The organism is Bradyrhizobium sp. USDA 376, from assembly GCF_054063675.1.
Window position 1 is genome coordinate 7,058,958 of record NZ_JBSSGN010000001.1, and the last position, 24,602, is coordinate 7,083,559.

At 65.2% G+C, this 24,602-nt stretch carries 23 protein-coding genes; 4 read left to right on the forward strand and 19 right to left on the reverse strand.

Annotation, left to right across the window (positions count from 1 at the left end; all coding sequences use genetic code 11):
• Positions 1 to 752 precede the first annotated feature (752 nt).
• The 5 genes from ACVJ19_RS32985 to ACVJ19_RS33005 form a co-directional block, all read right to left on the reverse strand.
• Positions 753 to 2,297: a GMC family oxidoreductase gene (locus ACVJ19_RS32985; RefSeq protein ID WP_453953274.1), complete on the reverse strand. Its 1,545-nt coding sequence runs from the start codon at positions 2,295 to 2,297 to the stop codon at positions 753 to 755.
• A 4-nt stretch (positions 2,298 to 2,301) separates the two neighbouring features.
• Entirely contained in the window at positions 2,302 to 3,852 is a 1,551-nt protein-coding gene (locus ACVJ19_RS32990) for an ABC transporter substrate-binding protein (RefSeq protein ID WP_453953275.1), read from the reverse strand.
• A 311-nt stretch (positions 3,853 to 4,163) separates the two neighbouring features.
• Entirely contained in the window at positions 4,164 to 6,422 is a 2,259-nt protein-coding gene (gene parC / locus ACVJ19_RS32995) for a DNA topoisomerase IV subunit A (RefSeq protein WP_453953276.1), read from the reverse strand.
• 217 nt (positions 6,423 to 6,639) lie between these two features.
• Complete coding sequence (locus ACVJ19_RS33000; RefSeq protein WP_453953277.1) at positions 6,640 to 7,632, reverse strand: formylglycine-generating enzyme family protein; 993 nt, start codon at positions 7,630 to 7,632, stop codon at positions 6,640 to 6,642.
• Positions 7,633 to 7,743: 111 nt separating this feature from the next.
• A complete protein-coding gene (locus tag ACVJ19_RS33005) occupies positions 7,744 to 8,025 on the reverse strand; it encodes a hypothetical protein (RefSeq protein WP_453953279.1) in 282 nt (93 codons plus the stop codon).
• A 105-nt stretch (positions 8,026 to 8,130) separates the two neighbouring features.
• On the opposite strand from ACVJ19_RS33005, the gene ACVJ19_RS33010 reads away from it, so the two are divergent.
• Positions 8,131 to 9,138 (forward strand): helix-turn-helix domain-containing protein, encoded by a 1,008-nt coding sequence (locus ACVJ19_RS33010; RefSeq protein ID WP_453953280.1) that lies wholly within the window; start codon positions 8,131 to 8,133, stop codon positions 9,136 to 9,138.
• Between the two features lie 71 nt (positions 9,139 to 9,209).
• Here ACVJ19_RS33010 and ACVJ19_RS33015 read toward each other — a convergent pair whose 3' ends face one another.
• From ACVJ19_RS33015 to rpoZ, 10 genes are all read right to left on the reverse strand, one after another.
• The gene (locus ACVJ19_RS33015; protein WP_453953281.1) at positions 9,210 to 9,479 is read right to left on the reverse strand and encodes a hypothetical protein; all 270 of its coding nucleotides are present in this window, start codon (positions 9,477 to 9,479) and stop codon (positions 9,210 to 9,212) included.
• A 100-nt stretch (positions 9,480 to 9,579) separates the two neighbouring features.
• A complete protein-coding gene (gene recO, locus ACVJ19_RS33020) occupies positions 9,580 to 10,332 on the reverse strand; it encodes a DNA repair protein RecO (protein ID WP_453953282.1) in 753 nt (250 codons plus the stop codon).
• Positions 10,333 to 10,480: 148 nt separating this feature from the next.
• Complete coding sequence (locus tag ACVJ19_RS33025; RefSeq protein WP_453953283.1) at positions 10,481 to 10,861, reverse strand: hypothetical protein; 381 nt, start codon at positions 10,859 to 10,861, stop codon at positions 10,481 to 10,483.
• A gap of 21 nt (positions 10,862 to 10,882) precedes the next feature.
• Positions 10,883 to 11,809, reverse strand: a complete 927-nt coding sequence (gene era, locus ACVJ19_RS33030; protein ID WP_453953284.1) for a GTPase Era — start codon at positions 11,807 to 11,809, stop codon at positions 10,883 to 10,885.
• A complete protein-coding gene (gene rnc, locus ACVJ19_RS33035) occupies positions 11,799 to 12,665 on the reverse strand; it encodes a ribonuclease III (RefSeq protein ID WP_453953285.1) in 867 nt (288 codons plus the stop codon). The genes era and rnc overlap by 11 nt, the downstream gene beginning before the upstream one ends.
• On the reverse strand, positions 12,662 to 13,426 hold the full coding sequence (lepB, locus tag ACVJ19_RS33040; protein ID WP_212335875.1) for a signal peptidase I: 765 nt from the start codon (positions 13,424 to 13,426) through the stop codon (positions 12,662 to 12,664). The genes rnc and lepB overlap by 4 nt, the downstream gene beginning before the upstream one ends.
• 249 nt (positions 13,427 to 13,675) lie before the next feature.
• On the reverse strand, positions 13,676 to 14,095 hold the full coding sequence (acpS, locus tag ACVJ19_RS33045) for a holo-ACP synthase (protein WP_453953286.1): 420 nt from the start codon (positions 14,093 to 14,095) through the stop codon (positions 13,676 to 13,678).
• Positions 14,092 to 14,844 (reverse strand): pyridoxine 5'-phosphate synthase, encoded by a 753-nt coding sequence (locus ACVJ19_RS33050; RefSeq protein WP_453953287.1) that lies wholly within the window; start codon positions 14,842 to 14,844, stop codon positions 14,092 to 14,094. Before ACVJ19_RS33050 ends, acpS begins: the two co-directional genes overlap by 4 nt.
• Positions 14,845 to 14,889: 45 nt before the next feature.
• A complete protein-coding gene (locus ACVJ19_RS33055; RefSeq protein ID WP_453953289.1) occupies positions 14,890 to 17,175 on the reverse strand; it encodes a RelA/SpoT family protein in 2,286 nt (761 codons plus the stop codon).
• 208 nt (positions 17,176 to 17,383) lie between these two features.
• Positions 17,384 to 17,776: a DNA-directed RNA polymerase subunit omega gene (gene rpoZ, locus ACVJ19_RS33060; protein WP_008133017.1), complete on the reverse strand. Its 393-nt coding sequence runs from the start codon at positions 17,774 to 17,776 to the stop codon at positions 17,384 to 17,386.
• A gap of 330 nt (positions 17,777 to 18,106) precedes the next feature.
• Between rpoZ and ACVJ19_RS33065 the strand changes: the two genes are divergently transcribed.
• Together ACVJ19_RS33065 and ACVJ19_RS33070 are read left to right on the forward strand one after the other, a co-directional pair.
• Positions 18,107 to 18,754 (forward strand): LabA-like NYN domain-containing protein, encoded by a 648-nt coding sequence (locus tag ACVJ19_RS33065; protein ID WP_018644573.1) that lies wholly within the window; start codon positions 18,107 to 18,109, stop codon positions 18,752 to 18,754.
• A complete protein-coding gene (locus tag ACVJ19_RS33070) occupies positions 18,735 to 19,409 on the forward strand; it encodes a uracil-DNA glycosylase (RefSeq protein WP_456739481.1) in 675 nt (224 codons plus the stop codon). The genes ACVJ19_RS33065 and ACVJ19_RS33070 overlap by 20 nt, the downstream gene beginning before the upstream one ends.
• A 12-nt stretch (positions 19,410 to 19,421) precedes the next feature.
• On the opposite strand, the gene ACVJ19_RS33075 is transcribed toward ACVJ19_RS33070, so the two are convergent.
• From ACVJ19_RS33075 to dapA, 4 genes are all read right to left on the reverse strand, one after another.
• Positions 19,422 to 20,003, reverse strand: a complete 582-nt coding sequence (locus ACVJ19_RS33075) for a peroxiredoxin (RefSeq protein ID WP_453953290.1) — start codon at positions 20,001 to 20,003, stop codon at positions 19,422 to 19,424.
• A gap of 4 nt (positions 20,004 to 20,007) precedes the next feature.
• Positions 20,008 to 20,481 carry an SsrA-binding protein SmpB gene (smpB, locus tag ACVJ19_RS33080; protein ID WP_024341117.1) on the reverse strand — a complete coding sequence of 158 codons (474 nt, stop codon included), beginning with the start codon at positions 20,479 to 20,481 and terminating at the stop codon, positions 20,008 to 20,010.
• A 72-nt stretch (positions 20,482 to 20,553) separates the two neighbouring features.
• Positions 20,554 to 20,994 carry a large conductance mechanosensitive channel protein MscL gene (mscL, locus tag ACVJ19_RS33085; protein ID WP_453953291.1) on the reverse strand — a complete coding sequence of 147 codons (441 nt, stop codon included), beginning with the start codon at positions 20,992 to 20,994 and terminating at the stop codon, positions 20,554 to 20,556.
• Positions 20,995 to 21,020: 26 nt separating this feature from the next.
• On the reverse strand, positions 21,021 to 21,911 hold the full coding sequence (dapA, locus tag ACVJ19_RS33090) for a 4-hydroxy-tetrahydrodipicolinate synthase (RefSeq protein ID WP_211402249.1): 891 nt from the start codon (positions 21,909 to 21,911) through the stop codon (positions 21,021 to 21,023).
• 225 nt (positions 21,912 to 22,136) lie between these two features.
• On the opposite strand from dapA, the gene ACVJ19_RS33095 reads away from it, so the two are divergent.
• The gene (locus ACVJ19_RS33095) at positions 22,137 to 24,578 is read left to right on the forward strand and encodes a lytic transglycosylase domain-containing protein (RefSeq protein WP_453953292.1); all 2,442 of its coding nucleotides are present in this window, start codon (positions 22,137 to 22,139) and stop codon (positions 24,576 to 24,578) included.
• Positions 24,579 to 24,602: the final 24 nt, after the last annotated feature.

The window sequence follows — 24,602 nt, forward strand, 5'->3', positions numbered from 1 at the left end:
CACTTTACCGAAATTCGGATTTATCGTACACACGAAACACCCTGGCCTGAGACAAGGGGCGGATCGCGATCGTCACGAACCGCAGGCCGGGCAGCGATGGACGTGACGGCGTCGGGCGTAACAGGCATTGCAGGGCGGCTTTCGCCGTGAGCAATCGCCTTCGCGCCAACGACACGACGCCGACAGCGTCTTCGCATGGCTTCGGGAGCGAGCACACGCCAGCCCTCGGAGTCCCAGCGAAGACGTGCGCGGACGGAGAAGTCGTGTGGTCCTGACGCCCGGGGTCTGTGCGTCAAGTCTTGCAGTGATGTTGCGGTCCGACCGGACGCGCGCATCAGCCATCCGCAGGGCGACGGGGGCAATAGTGCATCGCTCCCCGGGGAGAGCACGAAGGACACCGTTAAAACCATTCGCGCAGGGAAGGCCGGGCGATCCGGCGAGACCTGTGGTCCACCCCGTGTACATTTTTGTAGCGCACGGACTTGCGGGTGCCAGCCGGCGCCCGGCCTTCCCTGCGCCCTTGTCTTTGCGAGGGCGATGCGAGAGGTAAAACTCGGGCGACATGCGCCGCGAGAGGGCGGACGCTCGCCCGCTGTTTGAAATGTGTAACCGAGCTTTGACCACGAGAGGCCGCGGCGTACTGGATGCCCCGATCCCGGCTCCGCCAAGGCTACGCCGGGGCCACTAGGGTGCTCGGCCGCCGAAGCTTTAGCGAAGGCGGCAAGCCGGGGCATGACACCGTCGTTGTCGCGCTACCGCATCATCATCCGCGCAATGGCTTCCCCGATCACCACCGTCGTGAAGTGCGTGTTGGCGCGGCAATCGGACGGCATGATCGAGGCGTCGGCGACGCGCAGGCCGCTGATGCCCTTCACGGAGCCGTCGGGGTCGACCACGCCATCGCCGTCGCCAACGCCGCTCATGCGGCAGCTTCCGGCGGCATGCTGGATGTCGCCGGTCTCCCGCCGCAGCAGCGCGTCGAGCTCGTGATCGGGCAGGCTTGCTGCCTGCGGCAGCGTCAGGTCGGTGTCGGTCAGCCTGATCCAGTCGGCGATGCCGGAAAGCGCCGGCTGCGAGGTGATCACGGCAAGGCGTTTCACCGCATCCATCATCCGCAGCATGTCGCGGGGATCGGCCAGCATGTTCTCCTCGACGATGGGATCGATCGCAGGATCGGTCGAGGCCAGCTTGAGCGTGCCACGCGAATAGGCGTTGAACAGCCCGGCTCCGATCGCTCCGGGCACGCCAACGCCGCGATGGTTGAAGGCGATCAGGATCATGTCGCGCTTGCCGCCATTGGCGAGGCCCGAGGAATAGGTCACGCAGCAATTGGTGTGGCGGGTGTCCGGATCGGCCGGCCGCAGATTTTCGTGGAGCTGGATGGTGGCACGAAACAGCGGATGGTCGAAGAAGTGGCGGCCAACCGGCAGATCGCGCTCGACCGCGATCCCCATCGCCTTCAGCTCCTCGGCAGGTCCAATGCCCGAGCGCAGCAGGATCGCCGGACTGTGGATCGCGCCGGCGCACAGCACGATCTGACGCGCGCTGATCTCGTGAGTGCCCTGCCCCTCGATGTGGACGCGGAGGCCGGTCGCCCTTCCGTCGCTGATCAGCACGCGATCGACCAGCGCGTGGCCGCGGATCTCCAGATTGGCGCGACCGCGCGCGGGCTCGAGATAACCCTCATTGGTGGTGATGCGGCGCAAGTTGCGGCTGTTGATGGGATAGCAGGCCACACCCTCGCCGTCCGGGCCGTTGAGGTCGGCGCACCAGGGATAGCCGCTCGCGAGCGCGGCATCGCGCAAGCCGCGATCGATCGGCCCCCATGTCTCGGGCGGCGCGCGATAGACCGGCAGCGGTCCCCCGCGTCCATGGCCCTCGGCGTCGCCGAACTCCAGATCGTCCTCGATCACGGAGAATAGCGGCATCACCTCTTTCGCCGACCAGCCGGTGCAGCCATTGGCCGCCCATTCGTCGAACGCGTCGGCAACGCCGCGGATGGCGATCTGGCCATTCATCATCGATGAGCCACCGAGCCCCTTGCCGCGCCAGTAGAAGCGCGGCTCCTGCCCGGCGACGCGGCGTGTCAGCAGATCAGGCCACTGCCATTTCTCCTGGTATTCGCGCTTGTGGATGATCGGGATCGGATTGGGCGTCCGCACTTCCCAGGGCGCTTCATCGGCGCGCCAGTCGAGACCGGCCTCTAACAGCAACACGCGGCGTGCGGGATCTTCGGAGAGCCTTGCGGCCACAGCGGCGCCGGCAGAACCGCCGCCGACAACAATGACATCGTACATCGCGTTACTTCTCAACGTTCCAGAACACCGGGATGGCTGACGGTATCAGACCGCGCAGAGTGGCGCGATAGGCGGCGGGCTGGGCGAACTGGCCCCACGGAATGGCGGGCGCCTGATCGTACATGACGGACTGAATCTCGCCCGCGATCTTCTTGCGGTCCTCCTCGGCCGGCGCCTTGGCGAAGGCCTCCATCAGCGGCGTGATGCGCGCATCGCATTGCCAGCCGGTGAAGTCGGCGCAGTTGAAGGCGACCATGACGTTGGTCAGCGGCGAGCCGAGATCGAAACCGCCGGCGTGAACGCCATAGACGCTCCAGCCTTCCTTCTTGGCACGGCGCGCCAGCACGCTCGCCCAGTCCATCACCTGCAGATCGACGTTGAAGCCGGCAGCCTTCAGCCGCTCGGCCAGCACCTGCGCCGAGACGCGCGGGGCTTCGAGATCGTTGGCCTCCATGACGACCACGGGCTCGCCGGCATATTTGGTCGCCTTCAGCGCAGCCTTCGCCGCTTCGATCGACGGCTTTGCCGCAGCTTCCGTGCCGGCCTTGCTTTCATATGTGGTGCCGCAGGTGAAGTAGGTCGAGCACGGCGTGGCGTATTTGGCGTCTAAGCCGAGCGCATCCAGCACCTCGCGCTGGTCGACCAGCTTCCACAGCACGCGGCGGATTTCGGGATCGTCGAACGGTTTCGATGCGGCGTTGAGGCGATAGGCGCCCGCGAACATGTTGCCGCCGGTGAAGTTGACCAGCTTGACGCGCGAGTTCTTCTCCAGCTGCGGCAGCAGATCGAACGGCGCGTATTGCATGAAATCGACTTCGCCGGCCTGCAGCGCGGACGCGGCGGTCGCGCCATCGGGAATGACGCGGATCTCGAGCGTGTCGACGTTGACGCGCTTTCCGCCGGCGAGGAAGTCGGCGGGCTCGGGGCGCGGCACATAGTCGGCGAACTTCTTCAGGATCATGCGGTCACCGGTGCGGTGATCGGCCTTGCTGTAGACGAACGGACCGGAGCCGATGATCTCGGTGATGCGCTGGTCGCCGGGCGTCTTCGCGATGCGCTCGGGCATCATGAAGGCGACGGGGCTGACGGGATTGCCGAGCGCGTCGATGACGAGCCCGGACGGCTCTTTCAGCGTCAGCACGAAGGTTTTGGCGTCGGTCGGCTCGAGCGAGGCCGTGATCGCAAAAATGCGGCGGCCGAGCGCGCTGCGGGTGCCCCAGCGGCGCAGCGAGGCCACGCAATCGGCCGCCGTGACCGGCTGGCCGTCATGCCATTTCAAGCCGTCGCGCAGCGTGAACGTATAGGTCAACCCGTCGGCCGAGACCTTCCAGTCCTGCACCATCTGCGGCTTGATCTCGCCCTTGGAGTCCTTCGCGAACAGCGTGTCGAACACCATGTAGCCGAAGGTGCGCGAAATATAGGCCGTGGAGAAATGCGGATCGAGCGTGACGATTTCCGCCTCGAGCACCGCGACGAGATTGCCCGCCGCATGCGCCGGCGCCGCCACCAGCGCGAGGCCGAACAGCGCCGGAATGAAAGCCTTCAGTTTGAACATTGGGGTGTTTTTGCCTTTTGACCAGCCGTTTGCAGTCGCCAGGAAAAAGCAATGTTCGTGCCCGCACGTATGCTCTCGTGGCTGTCTGCCACGCGTTTGCGCCACACTCGCTGTCATCGCCCGCCTTGTGCGCACTTGCGCACTGGGGCGGGCGATCCAGTATTCCAGAGACGGCTGTGATTGAACCGATGGGCCACGGCGTACTGGATGCCCCGGTCAAGCCGGGGCATGACACCGTTGTTGTGGCGTGGGTCCCGGCTCTGCGCAGCAACGCTCACGCGTTGCAGCGCGTCCGGGACACGAGACGGCCCCTACCCGATCCCCCGGCCGAACTTGTTCGACTTCGGGAAGCCCTTCGGCGGCAAGCGGCCGGCGTCGGCGCGGGTGCCCTGCCACTCCGCGAGCTCCTTCATGGTCGCCGAGAACTCGCGCCCCGCGGAGTCCTTCCAGGTCAGGCCCGCCTTGGCGTCGAACACGGCGACATCCGAGAGGCCGCCATCCTTGTACTTCTGCAGGCGTACGCCGCGGCCGCGGGCCATTTCCGGCACCTGGTCGAGCGGGAAGACCAGCATCTTGCGGTTCTCGCCGATGACCGCGACGGTGTCGCCGGTCACCTCGGTGACCGAGCGCGCCTCGTTCGGCATGTCGACGTTGAGAACCTGCTTGCCCTTCTTGGTGGTGCCGACGCAATCGTCCTCGTTGACGACAAAACCCTGGCCCTCATGGCTCGCGACCAGGAATTTGCGCCCGCCCTTGTTGACGAACAGCGCGACGGGCGCCGCCTCCTGCTCGAGGTCGATGAACAGGCGGATCGGCTCGCCGTGACCGCGGCCGCCCGGCAGCTTCGCGACGTCGAGCGAGTAGAACTTGCCGTTCGTGGCGAACAGCAAGAGCTTCGAGGTCGTCTCCGCGAAGAAGGCGAAGCCGAGCTTGTCGTCCTGCTTGAAGGCAAGGCCCGAGAGATCCTCGACATGGCCCTTCATGGTACGGATCCAGCCCTTGTCGGACACGACGACCGTGACCGGCTCGCGCTCGACGAGGGCCTCCTCCATCGCCGCGAGATCGTGCTCGGGCGCATCCGCAAAAGTGGTGCGGCGCTTGCCGAGCGGCGTCTTCGGCCCGAACATGTCGCGGACCTTGCCGACCTGCTCGCCGACCTTCTTCCACTGCTCGGCTTCCGAGGCGAGCACGCCCTCGATGCCCTTCAGCTCCTTACGGAGATCCCTGTCCTCGTTGCGGATCTCCATTTCCTCGAGTCTGCGCAGATTGCGCAAACGCATATTGAGGATGGCCTCCGCCTGGATCTCGGTGAGCTTGAACGCCTTGATCAGGGCTGGCTTCGGCTCGTCCTCGGTGCGGATGATCTTGATCACCTTGTCGAGGTTCAGATAGGCGACCAGATGACCGCCGAGGACTTCCAGCCGGTGCTCGATCTGCGCCTTGCGGAAGTTGCTGCGGCGGATCAGTACGTCGCGCAGATGGTCCAGCCATTCACGCAAGCACTCCGCGAGCCCCACGACCTTGGGGATGCGGCCCTTGATCAGCACGTTGAGGTTCAGCGGAATCTTGTTCTCGAGCTCGGTCAGCCGGAACAGCGATTCCATCATCAGCGCCGGATCGACGTTCTTCGACTTCGGCTCGATGACGAGGCGAACATCCTCGGCGGATTCGTCACGGACCTCGCCCACCAATGGCAGCTTTTTCTGGTCCAGCAGCTCGGCGATCTTCTCGACCATCCGCGACTTCTGCACCAGATACGGAATCTCGGTGACGACGACGACCCAGGTGCCGCGTGCGCCCTCTTCCTGCTGCCACCGGGCTCGAACGCGGAACGAGCCGCGGCCGATCGTATAGGCTTCAGCGATTGCCTGCTTGGAATCGACGCAGATGCCGCCGGTCGGGAAATCCGGACCCTTGACCCACTTCAAGAGCGCCTTCGACTTCGCGTCGGGCTTCTCGATCAGATGCAGCGCCGCATCGCAAAGCTCGGCGGCGTTGTGCGGCGGGATCGACGTCGCCATGCCGACCGCGATGCCCTGCGCGCCGTTGGCGAGCAGGTTCGGAAAGCCGCCGGGCAGCACGACCGGTTCTTTCGACTGGCCGTCGTAATTGGCGCGGAATTCGACGCCGTCCTCGTCGATGCCTTCGAGGAGAAGCCGCGCGACGTCGGTCATGCGCGCTTCGGTGTAGCGGTAGGCGGCCGGGTTATCGCCGTCGATATTGCCGAAATTGCCCTGGCCGTCGACCAGCGGGTAGCGCGAGGAGAAATCTTGCGCGAGGCGCACCATGGCGTCGTAGATCGCCTGGTCGCCATGCGGATGGAACGAGCCCATCACGTCGCCGACGATCTTGGCGGACTTCTTGAAGCCCGTGCCGGGGTCGAGCCTGAGCAGGCGCATACCGTAGAGGATGCGCCGGTGCACCGGCTTCAGGCCGTCGCGCGCGTCCGGCAGGGCGCGGTGCATGATGGTGGACAGCGCATAGGCGAGATAGCGCTCTTCCAGCGCTTCCCGCAGCGGCACCTCATGAATTTCAGCCGGCTCTTCCGGCGGAACTGTTCGTTTGCCCATTAGGTCTTTACTTTCAAAGACTTCCGGCTGGGCTTCGGGCAACTCCCCAAAAACCTGGCCAATTCTCCCCCGCTGGGGCGCGATTCGGGCGGATATATAGCAGGCTGGGCTGCGACATGCGCCCCCTGCCCTGCATCAGGGCCGCGGCGCGAGTTATCCACAGGGCGCCTGCCGCCGATCCGGGCCTGTCTAGCGGCAGTTACCTGACGCGCTCACGTTACGCTTCCCGAATGCCAAGCGGCGATCGCAGCACGTACCTGAATCCGACATGGCTGGTCGAAGTATCGATAGGCTCGGCGTGCCGCGCGGCGGGGCGATACCGGCGGCAATAATTCGGCGCGCAGAGATGCGAGCCGCCCTTCAGCACCTTTCGCGGAATCCTGATATCCGGCAGGCGCGGATCGTGGCTTTCCTCCTCGCGGCCGCCGCGGGGATTGCTGGGAATGCAGCAGGGCTTCGCCGCTTCGGCCGCATGCCGGGACGACCACCAGTCCGAGGTCCACTCCCAGACATTGCCGATCATGTCGTGGAGGCCGTAGCCGTTCGGCGGAAAGGCCATGACCGGCGAGGTACGCTCGAACCCATCCTCGCCGAGGTTCTGGACAGGAAAGCTTCCCTGCCAGATGTTGGCCATGTACCTGCCGCCCGGCATCAGCGCATCACCCCAGGCAAACTCCTCGCCATCGAGCCCGCCGCGCGCAGCGAACTCCCACTCCGCTTCCGTCGGCAAATCCTTGCCCGCCCAGCGCGCATAGGCGGCCGCGTCATTGTAGGAGACGTGGACGACCGGGTGGTCGTCGAGCTGTTTGATATTGCTGCCGGGGCCGTAGGGATGGCGCCAATTGGCGCCGCGCATGAAGGACCACCACTGGCTCCAGTCGGCAAGATCCGTGATGCGCGGCAGCGGCGAGAACACCAGCGAGCCGGCGTAGAGCATCTCCCTGAGCGCACCGGGATAGTCCTTGGGATCGGGGACGACCTGCGCCTCCGTCACATGGCCGGTGGCGTTGACGAACTCCTTGAACTGCCGATTGGTCACCGGCGTGCGGTCGATCCAGAAGCCGTCGACGCAGACACGATGGCTCGGCGCTTCCTCTGGATAGTGGTGATCGGATCCCATACGAAAGGTGCCGCCGGGAATGAAGACCATCTCGCCGGTCTTCACATCATCCGGCAACCACTCGCAGTGATCCAGGTCGGCCCGCAGCATGATGGAAACTCCGATACGCGCAGTCCACCGGTGCTATGATACGGACTTCGGCAGGCGCCGATGACAGCAGATTGCCCGGCGCATTGGACGCATTGTCTGATCCCCCTCTTCCTAGCGCCGAGGGCCGGAGATGCAGATCGCGAGTTGCGTCAACATCTCTCCCGTTCTTGCGCGCACGCGTTCCGAGCATGCAGCAGTGCGCTGCCGCGATCCGCAGCGCGCCTTCGATTCATATCGCTTAGGTTGCAAATGGTATCCGAAGATGGGGCGACTGTGATGTGCAGATTGTGCCAGCAGGTCGCAGTGATGGCCGGGATCGAGCGACACCGCGTCGCAGATCCTCTCAAATGACAGCCTCATTGCCGGATTCATCGCGTCGAATTCGACGATCATTCGCCTCAAAACGCGAGCTCAATTCACAGCACCTCTTCGCGTTGTAGTGGTATTTCGATTGCCGCCTGCCGCACAAATGTCGCGCTTCAAGACAAGTGTACGACCATGGTGCAGTCTCTTCTGGTTGATTCGCGGAAGCTCGACGGTTTCGAGGGTCTACACCAGGCCGTGCACGGCTCTCACGTCGACGTCATGCAGCTCGGACGCGGGCGGCTACGCGGGACACTGTCCCATGTCGGCATCGGCGATTTCTCGCTCAGCATCGGCGCCTTCAACATCGGAATGCGCACGCAGCGCGTTTCCAGCGACGACAAGCTCATCATCGGGATGCTGCTGGCGGCCGAGCGGCGCGTTGCCCATTGGTCCTTCGACATGCAGCTCAACGACGTGCTCGTGATTCCGCCGCTGCTCGAGCATGACGGCGTCTTCCACGGCGCGTCCGCTTACGCGGCCATGCGCTTCGATCTCGATGAGGTGGCGTCGCTGTTCGGCGGAGAGGCGCGTCTGAGCGATCCCGACACATGGCGCAAGCGCGGTCACTTCCGGGCGGACCTCGCGACCGGTGCAATGGCCTCGCGTCGCCTGGTCCGGATCATGTCCCATCTGGCCACTCACAAGGACGGCCTGACGCCGTCGACAGCCGATTTCTGGAAACGATCGATCGTCGAATGCATGGCTGCCAACGTGATGTCGTCGCTGCCGCCCGACGACGCCGGCAGACTTCCTTCAGCGAGGCGGCTGATCCGCAGAGTCGAGGAGTATCTTGACCAGGCCGGCACGCGCCCGGTGCATGTTTCGGAAATATGCGCCGCGTTCACGGTGTCGCGACGCACTCTGCATCGCGCCTTTCAAGAGGTGTTCGGGCTCGGCCCCGTCACCTTCCTGCGCCACAAGCGCCTGTGCACCATTCACTCCATCCTGCGGGAGAGCAGGCCGGGTTCGACCACCGTGGCGGCGGTCGCGATGCAGCAGGGCTTCTACGAGCTCGGGCGCTTCTCGCAGTATTATTCGATGATGTTCGGGGAGCGCCCCTCGCAAACCCTGGGAGTCACATCATTCCCGCTCTCGGACGACGGGCACGCCCAAGCAAGCTCCATCCTCTCCGAGAGATGAAACGACGAGCGGATCTCGCGACGTTGTCCCGTGCAGCCCGGTTCAGGATCAATCGGTTCCCGATGGGCGTGCTACTGCCCGGCCCACCCGGCGGTCACGGTCTGATTCTTTGCCTGTGCCGGGGTGTTGGTCAGGCAACGGCGGGCCGTCTCGATCTCGGCCTCCGTCGCGCCGTGGGAGCGCGCCCATGTCTCTGCGGCCGCCGCGGAGTATTTCGCCACATAGTACCGCACGACCGTGCAGGAGGCGCGGCGAAACAGGCCGGGTTGCGGCTCGCCAGCCATCGCGTCCGGCGCAAAAGCAAGCAGCGCCGCCGATAGCGCAAATCCTCTGATCAACATTTAGGCTGTCCCCGTTGTGGAACCCTGGCCGCCAACGCGACCACGCCGATTTCGTTCCGGGGAACTCCATGCCCTCAGGCAGGGCAGAGCCGCGGTTCCCTCATGGGCCCGAAATCGCCGCCCTCGCCTGCTGCCGCATCAGCGCATTGATGAAGCCGGCCCGCGCATCGGAATGGCCCTGCCCGCGCGGCTCCAGCACGTGGCGCAGCAGGAACAGGCCGGTCAGCCGGAAGCCATCCTGGAGATCCTGCTCGGTGAGTTCGCTTGCGGTTTCGCCGTGCCGCAGGAACGGCGGCAGCCGCAACAGCCGGTCGCGCCACGGCTCGCCCGCTCCGCGAGATACCGCCCCGCCGGATTTGGGCGAGACGTAGATCAGGTCCGTGGTCTCGCCGGTCACCGCGCAGTTTTCCAGCGCCAGCCCGAAGCCGAGTTCGGCGAGCATCGCCAGCTCGAAGTGAATGAGATGCACGGCCGCGCTGCCGATGTCGTCGAAATCATCGAGCGAATGTTCGAGCAGCGCAAAGATCTCCTCATGCGGGTCGCGCTCGGGCAAGAGCCGCGCGATCGAGGCGAGATGGGTGACGCCGTAAACCCCGTGGGACGATCCCAGCAGCGTCGCGGCGCGCAGCTTCAGCCCTTCGATGGCGTAGGTGCCGAGATGCTCGTCGAGCCGTGCCCGCCACACCGCGCTGACGCTGTTGCCGGGCTGCAGCAGCGGCCGCATCCGCGAGCCGGCGCCGCCGCGGACGAGGCCGAGATGCCGGCCATGCGCGCGCGTCAGGAGCTCGACGATGGCGCTAGACTCGCCATGCCGCCGCACGCCCAGCACGATGCCTTCGTCGGTCCATTCCATGGCAGGAAGTCTAGCGCAATTCGAGCTATCGTAGGGTGGGCAAAGCGAAGCGTGCCCACCAATTTTGATCCGCCCGACATCAATTGATTGCGGTGGGCACGGCGCGCAAGAGCGCGCCTTTACCCACCCTACGGCATCGCGCGAGACGTTACGCGTTGAACCAGCCTTGCGCGTCGCCGGTGAAGGAGAAATACAGGCCCATCGTCGTCAGCACGCAGGACACGATCTCGATGGCGCTGTCGAGCTCCATGCCCTTCTCGCCGATGATCTGGCCGAGCGAAATCACCGACAGCACGAGCGCTGCCGCCAGCACCCAGCGCGGCCAGTTCTTGCGCCAACGCGCGGCCAGCCAGACGAAATAGACCAGCAGCAGGATCATGCCGCCGGCGAGCAAGGTCGCCGTCATGATCATCTGGTCGGTCATCTCGGCATTGGGCGTGCGGTCCTGCACGGCAACCGAGACGGCATCCAGCATCAACGATGCATAGAGCAGCGCTTCGAAGCGCTGGACGTTGGCGGGTACGCTCATCGAATGCCGATCTTTTCTTGGTTATTCTTTGGGGAAGTCCAGGCCCATCTCGCGGTAGCGATCGGGATCGTCACCCCAGTTCTCGCGCACCTTGACGAACAGGAACAGATGCACCGGCACATCCAGGATCTGCATCAGCTCTTTCCGCGAGTCGGCGCCGATCGACTTGATGGTGGCGCCGCCCTTGCCGAGCACGATCTTGCGCTGGCTTTCGCGCTCGACGTAGATCGTCTGCTCGATCCGCACCGAATGATCCTTGCGCTCCTCCCATTTGTCGGTCTCGACCGTGGACTGGTAGGGCAATTCCTGGTGCAGCTTCTGATAGATCTTCTCGCGGGTGATCTCGGCCGCCAGCTGCCGCATCGGCGCGTCCGACATCTGGTCCTCGGGATAGAGGAACGGGCCCGGCGGCACCATCTCGGCGAGCGTCGTGCGGATGTCGTCGACGCCGTCGCCCGAAATCGCCGCGATCATGAAGGTCCTCGCGAACTTCATGCGCTCGTTGGCGGCCTGCGCCAGCGCCAGCAGCTTCTCGCGCTGGACCAGGTCGACCTTGTTAATGACGAGGATCTTGTCGTGATTGACGCTGGCGGCCTTGGCGAGGATCGCTTCGGCCTCCTCATCGATCCCGGTCTTGGCATCGAGCAGCACGCAGACGAGATCGGCATCATGCGCCCCGCTCCAGGCGGTCGAGACCATGGCGCGGTCGAGACGGCGCTTGGGCGAGAAGATTCCGGGCGTGTCGACCAGGATGATTTGCGCGTTGTTCTCGATCACGATGCCGCGGATCAGCGCGCGCGTGGTCTGCACCTTGCGCGAGACGATCGTGACCTTGGCCCCGACCAGCGCGTTGACCAGCGTGGACTTGCCGACATTGGGCGCGCCGATCAGCGCGACGAAGCCGCAGCGCGTCGCGGCAGGCGCCTCGCCGCTTGCTTCAGCCGTCATTGCCGCCGCCAACGCCTTCACGTTCGATCATCACCGAGGCCGCCACCTTCTCTGCTGCGCGCTTGCTGCCGCCAACGCCTTCGGCCGGCGCGAGGCCCGGCAGGTCGACGGCGACGCGGAATTGCGGATCGTGATGCGGGCCGGTGCGCTCGACCTCGCGGTAGACCGGGGTCGGCAGCCCCTTCCCCTGCGCCCATTCCTGCAGCACGGTCTTGGGATCGCGCAACGGACGCCGCGGCTTGTGCATGCGCTCGGTCCAGTTGCGCCTGACGAATTCGGCCGCCGCCGCATGGCCGCCGTCCAGGAAGATGGCGCCGATCACGGCCTCGCAGATGTCACCGAGGATGGATTTGCGCAGCCGGGCATCGGCACTGGAGCCGACCGAACCGAGCTTGATGTCGTCGAGCAGGCCGAGCGACTTGGCCACGTCCGCGCAGCTTTCCTTGCGCACGAGCTCGGCGAGCCGCTTGGACAGCTCGCCCTCATCGGCATTGGGGAAGGCGTGATAGAGCATGTCGGAGACGACCAGACCGAGCACGTGGTCGCCGAGGAATTCGAGCCGCTGATAGCTGTCGCCGCGCTTGCGCCCGGACTTCAGCGCCGAGACATGCGTGATCGCCTGCATCAGCAGATTCGGGTCAGTGAAGCCGTGGCCGATACGCGCCTCGAGCGCGGCGTTGGCGTCCGCCGCCTTGGCCTTGCTGCTGCGCGCCCGCTTTTTCTTCGCTGGCGTCTTGGATTCGGGAGTCTTGGTTTCAGGCGACTTGGTCGCAAGCGTCTTGGCGGCAGCTTCGCCGTCAGGGGCGGCTTGCGCGTCGATCGGTTGGGTCGTGATGTCCTTGGCTTCGTCTTTCATCGGACGATTTTGAAGAAGCGGTTCCAGCGCACCGCCCACGGCCAGCGCCAGAACATCCAGGCATGTTCGCCTTCGGCGATCGAGAAGAAGATCATCTGGGCGCGACCGATCAGATTCTCCTGCGGCACGTAGCCGACCTGGCCGAGGAAGCGGCTGTCGGTCGAGTTGTCGCGGTTGTCGCCCATCATGAAGAAATGGCCGGCCGGCACGGTGTAGACGTTGGTGTTGTCCATGTAGCCGTTGTCGGCGCAATCCAGCGTCTCGTAGGACACGCCGTTGGGCAGCGTCTCCTTCCAGCGCTTCACCCGCGAAATCGCGCCGCTTTCGGCGCCGCAGGGGTCCTCGCCGACATACTCGCTCATGCGCTGCCGCTCGACCGGGGTGTCGTTGATGTAGAGCAGCCCGTCCCGCATCTGGACGCGGTCGCCGGGAAGGCCGATCACGCGCTTGATGTAGTCGGTGGAGTCGTCCTTGGGCAGGCGGAACACGACGATGTCGCCGCGGTTCGGGTCCGAGCCCCAGACCCGCCCCGAGAACAGCGGCGGCGAGAACGGGATCGAGTAGTGGCTATAGCCGTAGGAATATTTCGAGACGAAGAGATAGTCGCCGACCAGCAGCGTCGCCTTCATCGACCCCGAGGGAATGTTGAACGGCTGGAACAGGAAGGTGCGGATCACGAGCGCGATCAGGAGAGCATGGATCACGACCCGGATCGTTTCGCCGACGCCGCTCTCAGTTTTCGTTCCCGAAGTCACGCTCATTGCTCTCTCAATTCCGGCCGGCGGTCACAGAGCGCCCTCCTCCCGCGAACAGCCCATCGCTTCGCGGCGCAAGGAGATTGTCCTGATTCTGATAGTGAGGGCCAATTCCGGCGTAAAGCCGAATTCGCCCAGCCTGATTTGCGTCGGCGGACTTTTAGACGGTTGTCGGGAGCCACGCAATCAAGGATCGCATCAAAACTGCATAAGATATTGATTCTTAATAAGAATTATAAAACGACCACTGAACGGTCAGGGCTTGGCCAGCGGGACGGCGGAAATGATGACGAAGGCCTGCGCGAGCGGCCAGTCATCGGTGATCGACAGGTCGATCCGCGGCTCGAACCCCTCGGGCGTCAGGGCCTGGAGCCGGGCCAGAGCGCCGCCGGTGAGCTGCATGGTCGGCCGTCCCCCCGGCAGGTTGACCACCCCCATGTCGCGCCACCAGACGCCCCGCCTGATGCCGGTGCCGAGCGCCTTGGAGCAGGCCTCCTTGGCGGCGAAGCGCTTGGCATAGGTCGCCACCACCATCCTCTCGTTCTTGGCCCGCCGCTCCGCCTTGGCCCGCTCGGCCGTGGTGAAGATGCGGTCGAGGAAACGCTCGCCATGGCGCTCGATCACCTTGGCCACGCGGGTGATGTCGATCAGGTCGGAGCCGATGCCGATGATCATGCCCGGCTCCGGCCGCGGTCCATCGCCGCGCGCATGTTGCGCACCGTCTCTGCAAGGCCCACGAACAGCGCTTCGCCGATCATGTAGTAACCGATGTTGAGCTCCATGATCTCCGGCAGCGCCGCGATCGTCTCCGCCGTCGCATAGTCGAGCCCGTGGCCAGCATGAACCTCCAGCCCCGCGGCCTTCGCCAGCTTCGCCCCCGCCACGATCCGCTGCCATTCGGCCGCGGCCTTGCCGGTATGGCCGTCGACGACGGCATCGCACCAGGCGCCGGTATGGATCTCGATCACGGGCGCGCGCAGCCGCGCCGCCATCTCGATCTGCGCAGGGTCCGCTGCGATGAACAGCGAGACGCGGATGCCGGCATCGCTCAGCCGCGCGATGTAGGGCGCGAGCGCATTGTGCTGCCCGACCACGTCCAACCCGCCTTCGGTCGTCACCTCCTGGCGCCGCTCCGGCACCAGGCACACCGCGTGCGGCTTGGTGGCCAGCGAGATCCGCATCATGTCGTCGGTCGCCGCCATCTCGAAATTCAGCGGCCTGGAGATCTCCGCCTTCAGCCGCGCCATGTCCTCGTCGCGGATGTGCCGGCGATCCTCGCGCAAGTGAGCCGTGATGCCGTCGGCACCGGCCTCGATCGCCAGCAGCGCGGCGCGCACCGGATCGGGATGGCGACCTCCGCGCGCGTTACGCACGGTTGCAACGTGATCGATATTGACGCCGAGGCGGAGCGGAGTTGCGGGCATTTCAGGACTCACGAAATCAGAGAGACGGACGCATGCGAGATGCGTCTATCCATTAACACGTTCGACGCGAGCGACGACCGCCTTGGCGCGCAACTGGGCCAGGATCGCGCTCAGGTGCTTCAGATCGTAGACTTCGAGGTCGATCGTCGTCTCGGTGAAATCCGGTGAACGGCGCTGCATGCTGATGTTGTCGATGTTGCCGTCGTGCTCGGCGATCACGGTCGCGATCTGCGCCAGCGCACCGGGCTCGTTGACGTTCTCGACCTTGATGCGGGCCGGGAAGCGCTGCGGCGCGGTGTCCTCGATGTCCCAGCGCACATCCAGCCAGCGCTCCGGCTCCTCCTCGAAATCCTTCAGGGCCGGCGCCTGGATCGGGTAGATCGTGATGCCCTCGCCCGGGGTGACGATGCCGACGATGCGGTCGCCGGGCACCGCGCCGCCATTCGGCGCGAACTTCACCGGCAGGTCGGAATTGATGCCGCGGATCGGGATCGCGACCGGGCTGCGCGGCGCCTCGGACGGCTTCTCCTTGAGCTTGGCGGCGAGGCCCTTCTTGATGCCGTAGCGGGCGACGCGCTCCTCCTTGTAGTCGGGATACATTGCGCGCGCGACGTGGGAGGCCTTGATCTCGCCGCGCCCGACAGCCGCCATGACGTCCTCGATCGAGGTGCGTGCAAGCCGCGGCAGCGCGCCCTTGAGCTTGTCGTCGGCATATTCGATCTTGGCGCGTTCGAACAGGCGCTCGACGATGCGCCGGCCGAGGCCGACATATTGATCGCGCACGGCGGTACGCGTGGCGCGGCGGATCGCGGCGCGCGCCTTGCCGGTGACCGCGAGCGTTTCCCAGGCCGATGGCGGCGCCGATTGCGCCTCGGAGGTCAGCACCTCGACCTCATCGCCGTTCTGCAGCTCCGAGGACAGCGGCGAGAACTTGCCGTTGATCTTGCAGCCCACGGCGCTGTTGCCGACATCGGTGTGTACGGCATAGGCGAAGTCGATCACGTTGGCATGGCGCGGCAGCGCGATCAGCTTGCCCTTCGGGGTGAAGCAGAACACCTGGTCGTGGAACAGCTCGAGCTTGGTGTGCTCGAGGAATTCCTCGGGGTTGGCGCTCTCCGACAGGATGCCGACGGTGTGGCGCAGCCAGGCAAACGCGTTGGATTCGCGCTTGAGGTACTCGGTCGGCGAGCCCGCGTCTTCCTTGTAGAACACGTGCGCGGCGATGCCGCGCTCGGCGATCTGATCCATCTCCTCGGTGCGGATCTGGAGCTCGGCGCGCTGGTTGCCCGGACCGATCACGGTGGTGTGGATCGAGCGGTAGTCGTTCTGCTTCGGCGTCGAGATGTAGTCCTTGAAACGCCCCGGCACGACCGGCCAGGTGGTGTGAACGATGCCGAGCGCGCGGTAGCACGCCTCGACGTCGTTCACGACGACGCGAAAGCCGAAGATATCCGACAATTGCTCGAAGCCGACCGACTTGCGCTCCATCTTGGTCCAGATCGAGAACGGCTTCTTGCGGCGGCCATAGACCCGTGCGCCCAGGCCCCGGTGGCGCAGATTGTTGGAGAGCTGGTCCTCGATCTCGCCGATCAGGTTGCGGTTGCGCTCGGCGAGCGCATCGAGCCGCTGCATCACCACCGAATAGGCCTCGGGGTCGAGGGTGCGGAAGGACAGATCCTCCAGCTCTTCGCGCATTTCCTGCATGCCCATGCGCCCCGCCAGCGGCGCATAGATGTCGAGCGTCTCCTCGGCGATGCGCCTTCGCGATTCCGTCGGCACGAATTCCAGCGTGCGCATGTTGTGCAGGCGGTCGGCGAGCTTGACCAGCAGCACGCGGACATCGTCGGCAATCGCCAGCAACAATTTGCGCAGGTTCTCGGCCTGCTTGGCCTCGCGCGAGACCAGCTCCAGCCGCTTCAGCTTGGTCAGCCCCTCGACCAGCGCGCCGATCTCGGACCCGAAGATCTGGTCGATCTCGGCCCGCGTCGCCTCGGTGTCCTCGATGGTGTCGTGCAGCAGCGCGGCCACGATGGTGGCGTCGTCGAGCTTGAGGTCGGTGAGAATCGCCGCCACTTCGAGCGGGTGCGAGAAATACGGATCGCCCGAGGCCCGCGTCTGCGAGCCGTGCGCCTTCATGGCGTAGACATAGGCGCGGTTCAGCAGATCTTCGTTGGTGTTGGGATTGTAGGACCTGACGCGCTCGACGAGGTCATATTGACGCATCATGCGCGCGCGCGGCTTTGCCGGGCGCACCACCGGCGCAGTCGGGGCCATGGCAACCGATTCGGTTGCGGCCTGCATCTGCGTTGATCTCCGGCGCCGATATACCATGCCGTCCTGCCTTCAAACGGGCCGTGAGGCTGCCCGTTGTATACATCTTAGCTCCGATCGCGCGCGCGTCCGATCAATTCGGTGACAGGTGCGCGGCGCCAACCGACAACACTATGGTAACCACGAAAACGCCAACAAAAGCAAAGGCCCGAACAACGGTTCGGGCCTTTGATATGATCACAAGAAGTCGACGATTGCGACGGGACGATTACTCGTCCTCCTCGGGCTGCTCTTCCGGCGGCGCGAGGCCTTCGAGGCCCTTCAGGAGCTCCTCTTCGGTCATGCGCTCAACGGCAACTTCGGTATCGTCAGCATCGACGCTGGCGCCGGCGGAACCGATCAGCGGCACCGTGTCCGGCTCGGGCTCGTCGACCTCGACGAACTTCTGGAGCGAGTGCACCAGCTCCTCGCGGAGGTCCTCCGGCGAGATGGTCGTGTCGGCAATTTCGCGCAAAGACACAACAGGGTTCTTGTCGTTATCGCGATCAACCGTTAGTTGTGAACCTGACGAAATCATGCGGGCGCGGTGGGCGGCCAGCAGGACCAGGTCAAACCGGTTGTCGACCTTGTCGATACAATCTTCTACGGTGACGCGAGCCATGGACTGTCGCTCCGTTGTGGGTGGGACGAAATATGTGGATGATTGGGGCTAGTTATAGGGGCCAAGGCGATTTCGCAAGGCCAATTTGTGATTTGGCCTCGCCAAATGGCTCTGATACCCCCACATTAGGGCTGGGATGGGTGATTTCCCGGGCTGCCAGTGAGGGCGGCGCCGGGCATATGAGAGTCCGCCATAACTATACCTTGATTGCCCCGACTTCTCCGGATTTGCGGATTCGACGGGTTTAGGCGCCACCTTGGGACTGCGCGACTGGCTGCCGCCGCGCCAACAATAAACGATCAATCACGACACACTACGCGAGCAAACTGAATGTCACCTTCTCCTACCAACAAGATCGCGCTCTTCATCGACGGGGCCAATCTCTACGCGACGGCGAAAACCCTGGGCTTCGACATCGACTACAAGCGCCTGCTGAAGGAGTTTCAGAGCCGCGGGACGCTGCTCCGGGCGTTCTACTACACCGCCATCATCGAGGATCAGGAATACTCCTCGATCCGCCCGCTGATCGACTGGCTCGACTACAACGGCTACACCGTCGTCACCAAGGCGACCAAGGAATTCATCGACGCCTCCGGCCGCCGCAAGGTCAAGGGCAACATGGACATCGAGCTCGCCGTCGATGCCATGGAGCTCGCCGAGCACATCGACCAGATGGTGCTGTTCTCCGGTGACGGCGACTTCCGCTCCCTGGTCGAGGCCGTCCAGCGCCGCGGCGTGCGGGTCACCGTGGTCTCCACCATCGCCAGCCAGCCGCCGATGATCGCCGACGAGCTGCGCCGCCAGGCCGACGTCTTCACCGACCTCGTCGAGCTGCAGTCCAAGCTCGGCCGCGACCCGTCCGAACGCCCCGCCCCGCGCGACCGCGGCGAGCGTGGTGAGGGACGCCACCACGCCCCGCAATTCCTCCAGCGCGCGACCACCATGGCGCCGAGGGGCGATGACGACTTCGAGGAGTGAGGCGGTACGGTCAAGCCGCCAGCCCCCCACCCTCGTCCCCGATCGTGACTGTCCGCTCTGCCCGCGCCTGGTTGCCTTTCGCGAGGCGAACCGCGCGCGTGAGCCGTCGTGGCACAACGCCCCGGTCCCGCCCTTCGGCGACATCACGGCACGCCTCCTGATCGTCGGCCTGGCGCCGGGCATGCAGGGCGCCAACCGCACCGGCCGTCCGTTCACCGGCGACTATGCCGGCGACCTGCTCTACGCCACGCTGCTCGAATACGGCTTTGCCGAGGGGGCCTACCAGGCACGCCTCGATGACGGCTTGAGGCTGGTCGACTGCCGCATCGCCAATGCGGTGCATTGCGTGCCGCCGCAGAACAAGCCGCTGCCGGTCGAGATCAACACCTGCCGCCAGTTCCTCGTCGCGAATCTCGAGACCATGCCGAAGCTGCGCGCGATCGTCGCGCTCGGGCGGATTGCGCACGACAGCGTGCTCAAGCCGCTGAAGCTGAAGGCCTCGCAGGCGCCCTTCGGCCATGGCGCGGTCCATCAGGCCGGCCCGTTCAAGCTCTACGACAGCTATCATTGCTCGCGCTACAACACGAACACCGGCGTGCTGACCGCCGACATGTTCCGGTCGGTGTTCGCGAGGATCAAGGCCGACCTCGACTAGGCCTTGCCCGGGTCAGCCCTTGGCTGGATTGGCCTTGAGCCAGTCCAGGACGTCGCCGGCATTCCGGTCGGGCGGAAACACCGGATAGAACACATGCGTGATGCTGGCATCGTCGATAATCAAGGCGAGGCGCTTGATCAGCGTCAGGCCCGCAACCTCCATGGTCGGCAAGTTCAGCGCGCGCGTCAGCGCCAGCTTCTCGTCCGACAGCACGGGGAATGGCAGATGCAGGCGCGAGGCCATCTCGGTCTGGTAGGCATTGCTCTGGGTCGAGAGGCCGAACACGTGGGCGGCGCCGGCCGCCTTCAGCTCGGCGAACAGATCGCGGAATGCGCAAGTCTGCGGCGTGCAGCCGCGCGCACCCGGGATCATGTCCCAATCGTCCACCAGCGCGATCTTGCCCGGCTCGCCGGTCCGCGGATAGGCGAACACCACGGTCCGGCCAGGGAGCGTCGACAGCGTCACCGACCGGTCGTCGGTCGCGAGCAGGCCGACCGGGGGCAGCGTCATGCCGGTCAGATGCGCGGCAGCGCCGTCCTCGGCGGGTGCCGGAATCTGGCTCCAGTCGACCTCGAGCAGGTTCCGCTGGTTCATCGCACTACCCCCTTGCCCGCATCAGCCGGCCCTTCTCCCGGCTCCAGTCGCGCTTCTTCTCGCTCTCGCGCTTGTCGTGCAGCTTCTTGCCCTTGGCAACCGCGAGCTGCAATTTGGCGCGTCCGCGCTCGTTGAAATAGAGCTTGAGCGGGATCAGCGTCATGCCCTCGCGGTCGACCGCGCCCATCAGCTTGTTGATCTGCCGGCGATGCAGCAGCAGCTTGCGCGGCCGCTTCGGCTCGTGATTGAAGCGGTTGCCCTGGAGATATTCGGGAATGGTGGCGTTGATCAGCCAGATCTCGCCGTTCTTGGAATCGGCGTAGGATTCCGCGATCGTGCTCTTGCCGTTGCGGATCGACTTGACCTCGGTGCCGGTCAGCGCAATCCCCGCCTCGATCGTGTCCTCGATCGCGTAGTTGAAGCGGGCCTTGCGGTTTTCCGCCATGACCTTGATCGGACGTTCGTTCTTATCGGCCATGACCTACAAACCTGACGGACAAACCTGATCGAGATACGCAGCGATGCTAACAGTTTGGATGAAGTGCGCGCGTCACTTCTTGAGGAGATCGCGGATCTCGGTGAGCAGCACGACCTCCGCCGACGGCTTCGGCGGCTCCGCGGGCGCCGCCTCCTCCTTGCGCTTCAGCGTGTTCATGGCCCGGATCACCAGGAACAGCACGAAGGCGATGATGATGAAGTTGATCGTCAGCGTGAGGAAGCTACCGTACGCAAGCACTGCGCCTTGCTTTTTCGCATCCGCTAAGTTGGTGGCTGTGACCGCCTTCGACAAGGGGATGAAGTAGTTCGAGAAGTCGAGGCCGCCGGTCGCGGCGCCGATGAGCGGCATGATGACGTCGCCGACCAGCGACGTGACGATGGCGCCGAAGGCCGCGCCGATGATGACGCCGACCGCGAGGTCGACGACGTTGCCCTTCATGGCGAACTCGCGGAACTCCTTGAGCATCCGCATGCCCCTTTCGTCGACCCCCATGACAAGCTCCCCGAAAGCCTATCGCATCAGTTGATCAGGCCGGCATGCACCATGGCGCTGCGCACCGCAACGCGCGTCGGCTCGGAGACCGGCACCATCGGCAGCCGCAGCGTCTCGTCGAGCTTGCCGAGCAGCGACATCGCATACTTGATCGGCGCCGGATTGCTCTCGATGAAGAGGTTGTTGTGCAGCGGCATCAGCTTGTCGTGCAACCTCAAGGCGGTGGCATGATCGCCCTTCTGCCAGGCGGCGTGGAACTCCGAGCACAGGCGCGGCGCAACGTTCGAGGTCACCGAGATGCAGCCATGGCCGCCATGGGCCATGTAGCCGATGATGGTGGCGTCCTCGCCGGAGAGCTGGTTGAAATCCTCGCCCAGCGCCGCGCGCTGCTGCGACACGCGCACCATGCTGGCGGTGGCGTCCTTCACGCCGGCGATGTTCTTCAGCTCCCACAGCCGCTTCATGGTGTCGACCGACATGTCGATCACCGAGCGCGGCGGGATGTTGTAGATGATGATCGGAATCCCGATCGCATCGTTGATCGCCTTGAAGTGCTGATACATCCCTTCCTGGGTCGGCTTGTTGTAATAGGGCGTCACGATCAGCACGGCGTCCGCGCCCGCCTTCTCGGCATGCTGCGACAGCTCGATCGCCTCCTTGGTCGAATTGGAGCCGGCGCCCGCGATGACGGGCACACGGCCCTTGGCTTCAGCGATGCACCACTCGACGACCTTCTTGTGCTCGTCATGGCTCAGCGTCGGGCTCTCGCCGGTGGTGCCGACCGGGACCAGGCCATTGGTGCCCTCCGAGATCTGCCAGTTCACCAGGGAGCGGAACGCCGCCTCGTCCAGCGAGCCGTTCTTGAACGGCGTGACCAAGGCGGTGAACGACCCCCGGAATTTCGTCTTGGCTGCCATGGACTTCCTCCGTACGCGGCAATCTTGAGAGCAAGCCCCATACATATCGGGTCTATCCCGCCGGTAAAAGGGCCGCTGCCGCGGGACGCACCGTTTAGGCCGCGATTTTGCCGCGGTGGTGGTGCAAACCCGCCGGAAGTAAGCGCCTGTTGGTATTTTGTCCGCATATTCAATCAGATTCAGCTAGATCTTGAGCCACTTCACTGATTCGGGGCGACAAACGCCGTGACCTCCTTTCCTCGTGCCGCCTGGCGATCCGCCGGTCTGGTCGTGAGCCTGATTGCAGGGCTGTCGGTCGGCTGCGTCGCCCTCGCCAAGTCCAATGAGACGCCCGCGGATGGGACCAAGGAACCCGCGAAGCCGGCTGCCAAGGACACCGCGAAGGGATCAGCGAAGGACGGATCCAAGGGAACCGGCAAGGACGCAGCGAAGGGCTCGAGCAAGGGGGCGGCTGACGCTCCGGCCAAGGACGCAGCGAAGAAGCCGGCCAAGGATGCCGGCAAGGATGCCGGCAAGACCGCAAGCAAGGACTCCGGGAAGGACAAGCCGAAGCCAGCGGCCGCAGCCCCCGCGCCAAAATCACAGCCGACCGCCAACAGCTCGCCGCCCAAGACCGCACCCGCCCCGGCCGTGACGGCCACCGTCAGGCCGACCGCCCCGGCACCCGCAAAACCCATCGCAGCTCCCGTGCTGGCGCCGGCAACCCGCCAGCACGCCGCGCCGCGCAAGCCGGTCACGCCGGCCGCGGTCGCTGCGACCTCGTCGACGTCGCAAGCCGACAAGGACACGCTGGAGAACGTCATCGAGCTCGTGCGCAAGCGCAAGCCGGGCGATGCCACCAATTATGCAGCCTCGATCTCGGATCCCGTCGCACGCAAGCTTGCGGAATGGGTCATCCTGCGCAGCGAGGACAATGGCGCGACCGTCGAGCGCTACCGCGCCTTCCTCTCGGCCAATCCGAGCTGGCCGTCCCAGACCTTCCTGCGCCGCCGCCTCGAGGCTGCAATGTGGGACGACAGGCGCGACGATTCCGTCGCGTGGTCCTGGTTCGAGAACGAGTCCCCGGTGTCCGCCAAGGGCCGCTTCACGCTCGCCAAGGCGATGCTGGCACGCGGCGACCGCGCCAATGCCGAGCGGCTGGTGCGCGAGGCCTGGCGCAGCGATCCGATGTCGGAGGACACCGAGAACAACGCGCTCGACCAGTTCGGCGCCCTGCTGACGCCGGGCGACCAGAAGGCGCGGATGGACACCCTGCTCTACGGCAGCGAGAACGAGGCCGCGCTGCGCGCCGCAAAACGCCTCGGCGCCGGCTATGTCGCGCTGGCCAAGGCCCGCATCGCCTCGGTCAAGAAGGCGCCGAACGCGCGCGCATTGCTCGAGGCGGTGCCGCGCGAGCTGCACAATGATCCCGGCTTCCTCTTCAGCAAGATCCAGCTTCTGCGCCGCGAGGAGAAGTTCACTGAGGCCGCCCAGCTGATGCTGTCGGCGCCGAAGGATCCGAACCGGCTCTACAATCTCGACGAATGGTGGATCGAGCGGCGCCTCCTGGCGCGCAAGATGATCGACACCGAGGAATTCCGCAGCGCCTATCTGATCGCGCGCGATGCGGCGCTGCCCTCGCGCGACATCTACAAGACCGAGCAGGAATTCACCGCAGGCTGGATCGCGCTGCGCTTCCTCAACGACCCCACGACCGCCGCGCAGCATTTCGCCCGCATCGGCGTCGGCAGCGTCAACCCGACCACGCTGGCGCGCGCCGGCTATTGGCAGGGCCGCGCCGCGGAAGCCGCCGGCCGCCAGCAGGAGGCGCGCAACGCCTACGCGCGGGCAGCAGAGCAATCCACGAGCTATTACGGCCAGCTCGCGCGCGCAAAACTCGGCCTGCCGCAGATCGAGCTCAACAGCCAGCCGCGCGGCCGCGGCGCCGAACGGCTTGAGATCGTGCGCGCCGCGCAGCTGCTCTACGAGCTCGACGAGCGCGAGATGGCGATACCGCTGCTGGCTGACATGGGGGAGAACGGCGATCCCGAGGCGCTCGCCGGCCTTGGCGAGCTCACCCAGCGCCACAGCGATGCGCGCGGCATGCTGCTGCTCGGCAAGGCCGCGCTCAACCGCGGCCTGCCGTTCGACTTCTACGCCTATCCCGTCAACGGCATTCCGCAATTCACGCCGATCGGCCCCGACGTCGAGCGCAGCATCGTCTACGCGATCGCGCGGCAGGAAAGCGCGTTCAATCCGTCAGTGGTCTCGCCGGCGCAGGCCTATGGCCTGATGCAGGTGACGCCGGACGCGGCGCGCTATGTCTGCAAGCGGCACGGCGCGACTTACGATCTCGGACGGCTGAAGAACGATTCGGTCTACAACGCCACGCTCGGTTCGGCCGAGCTCGGCGGGCTGCTCGAGGATTATCGCGGCTCCTACATCATGACCTTTGCCGCCTACAATGCCGGCCGCGGCAGCGTGAAGAAATGGATCGACCGCTACGGCGATCCGCGCGACCCCAAGGTCGATGCGGTCGACTGGGTCGAGCTGATCCCCTTCTCCGAGACACGCAATTACGTGCAGCGGATCATGGAAAACCTTCAGGTCTACCGCGCCCGGTTCGGCGGCGGTACGCGGCTGCAGATCGAGGCCGATCTGCGCCGCGGCGCCGGCAGCGTGGAATAGAGACGGCCCTACTCTCGATTCGCT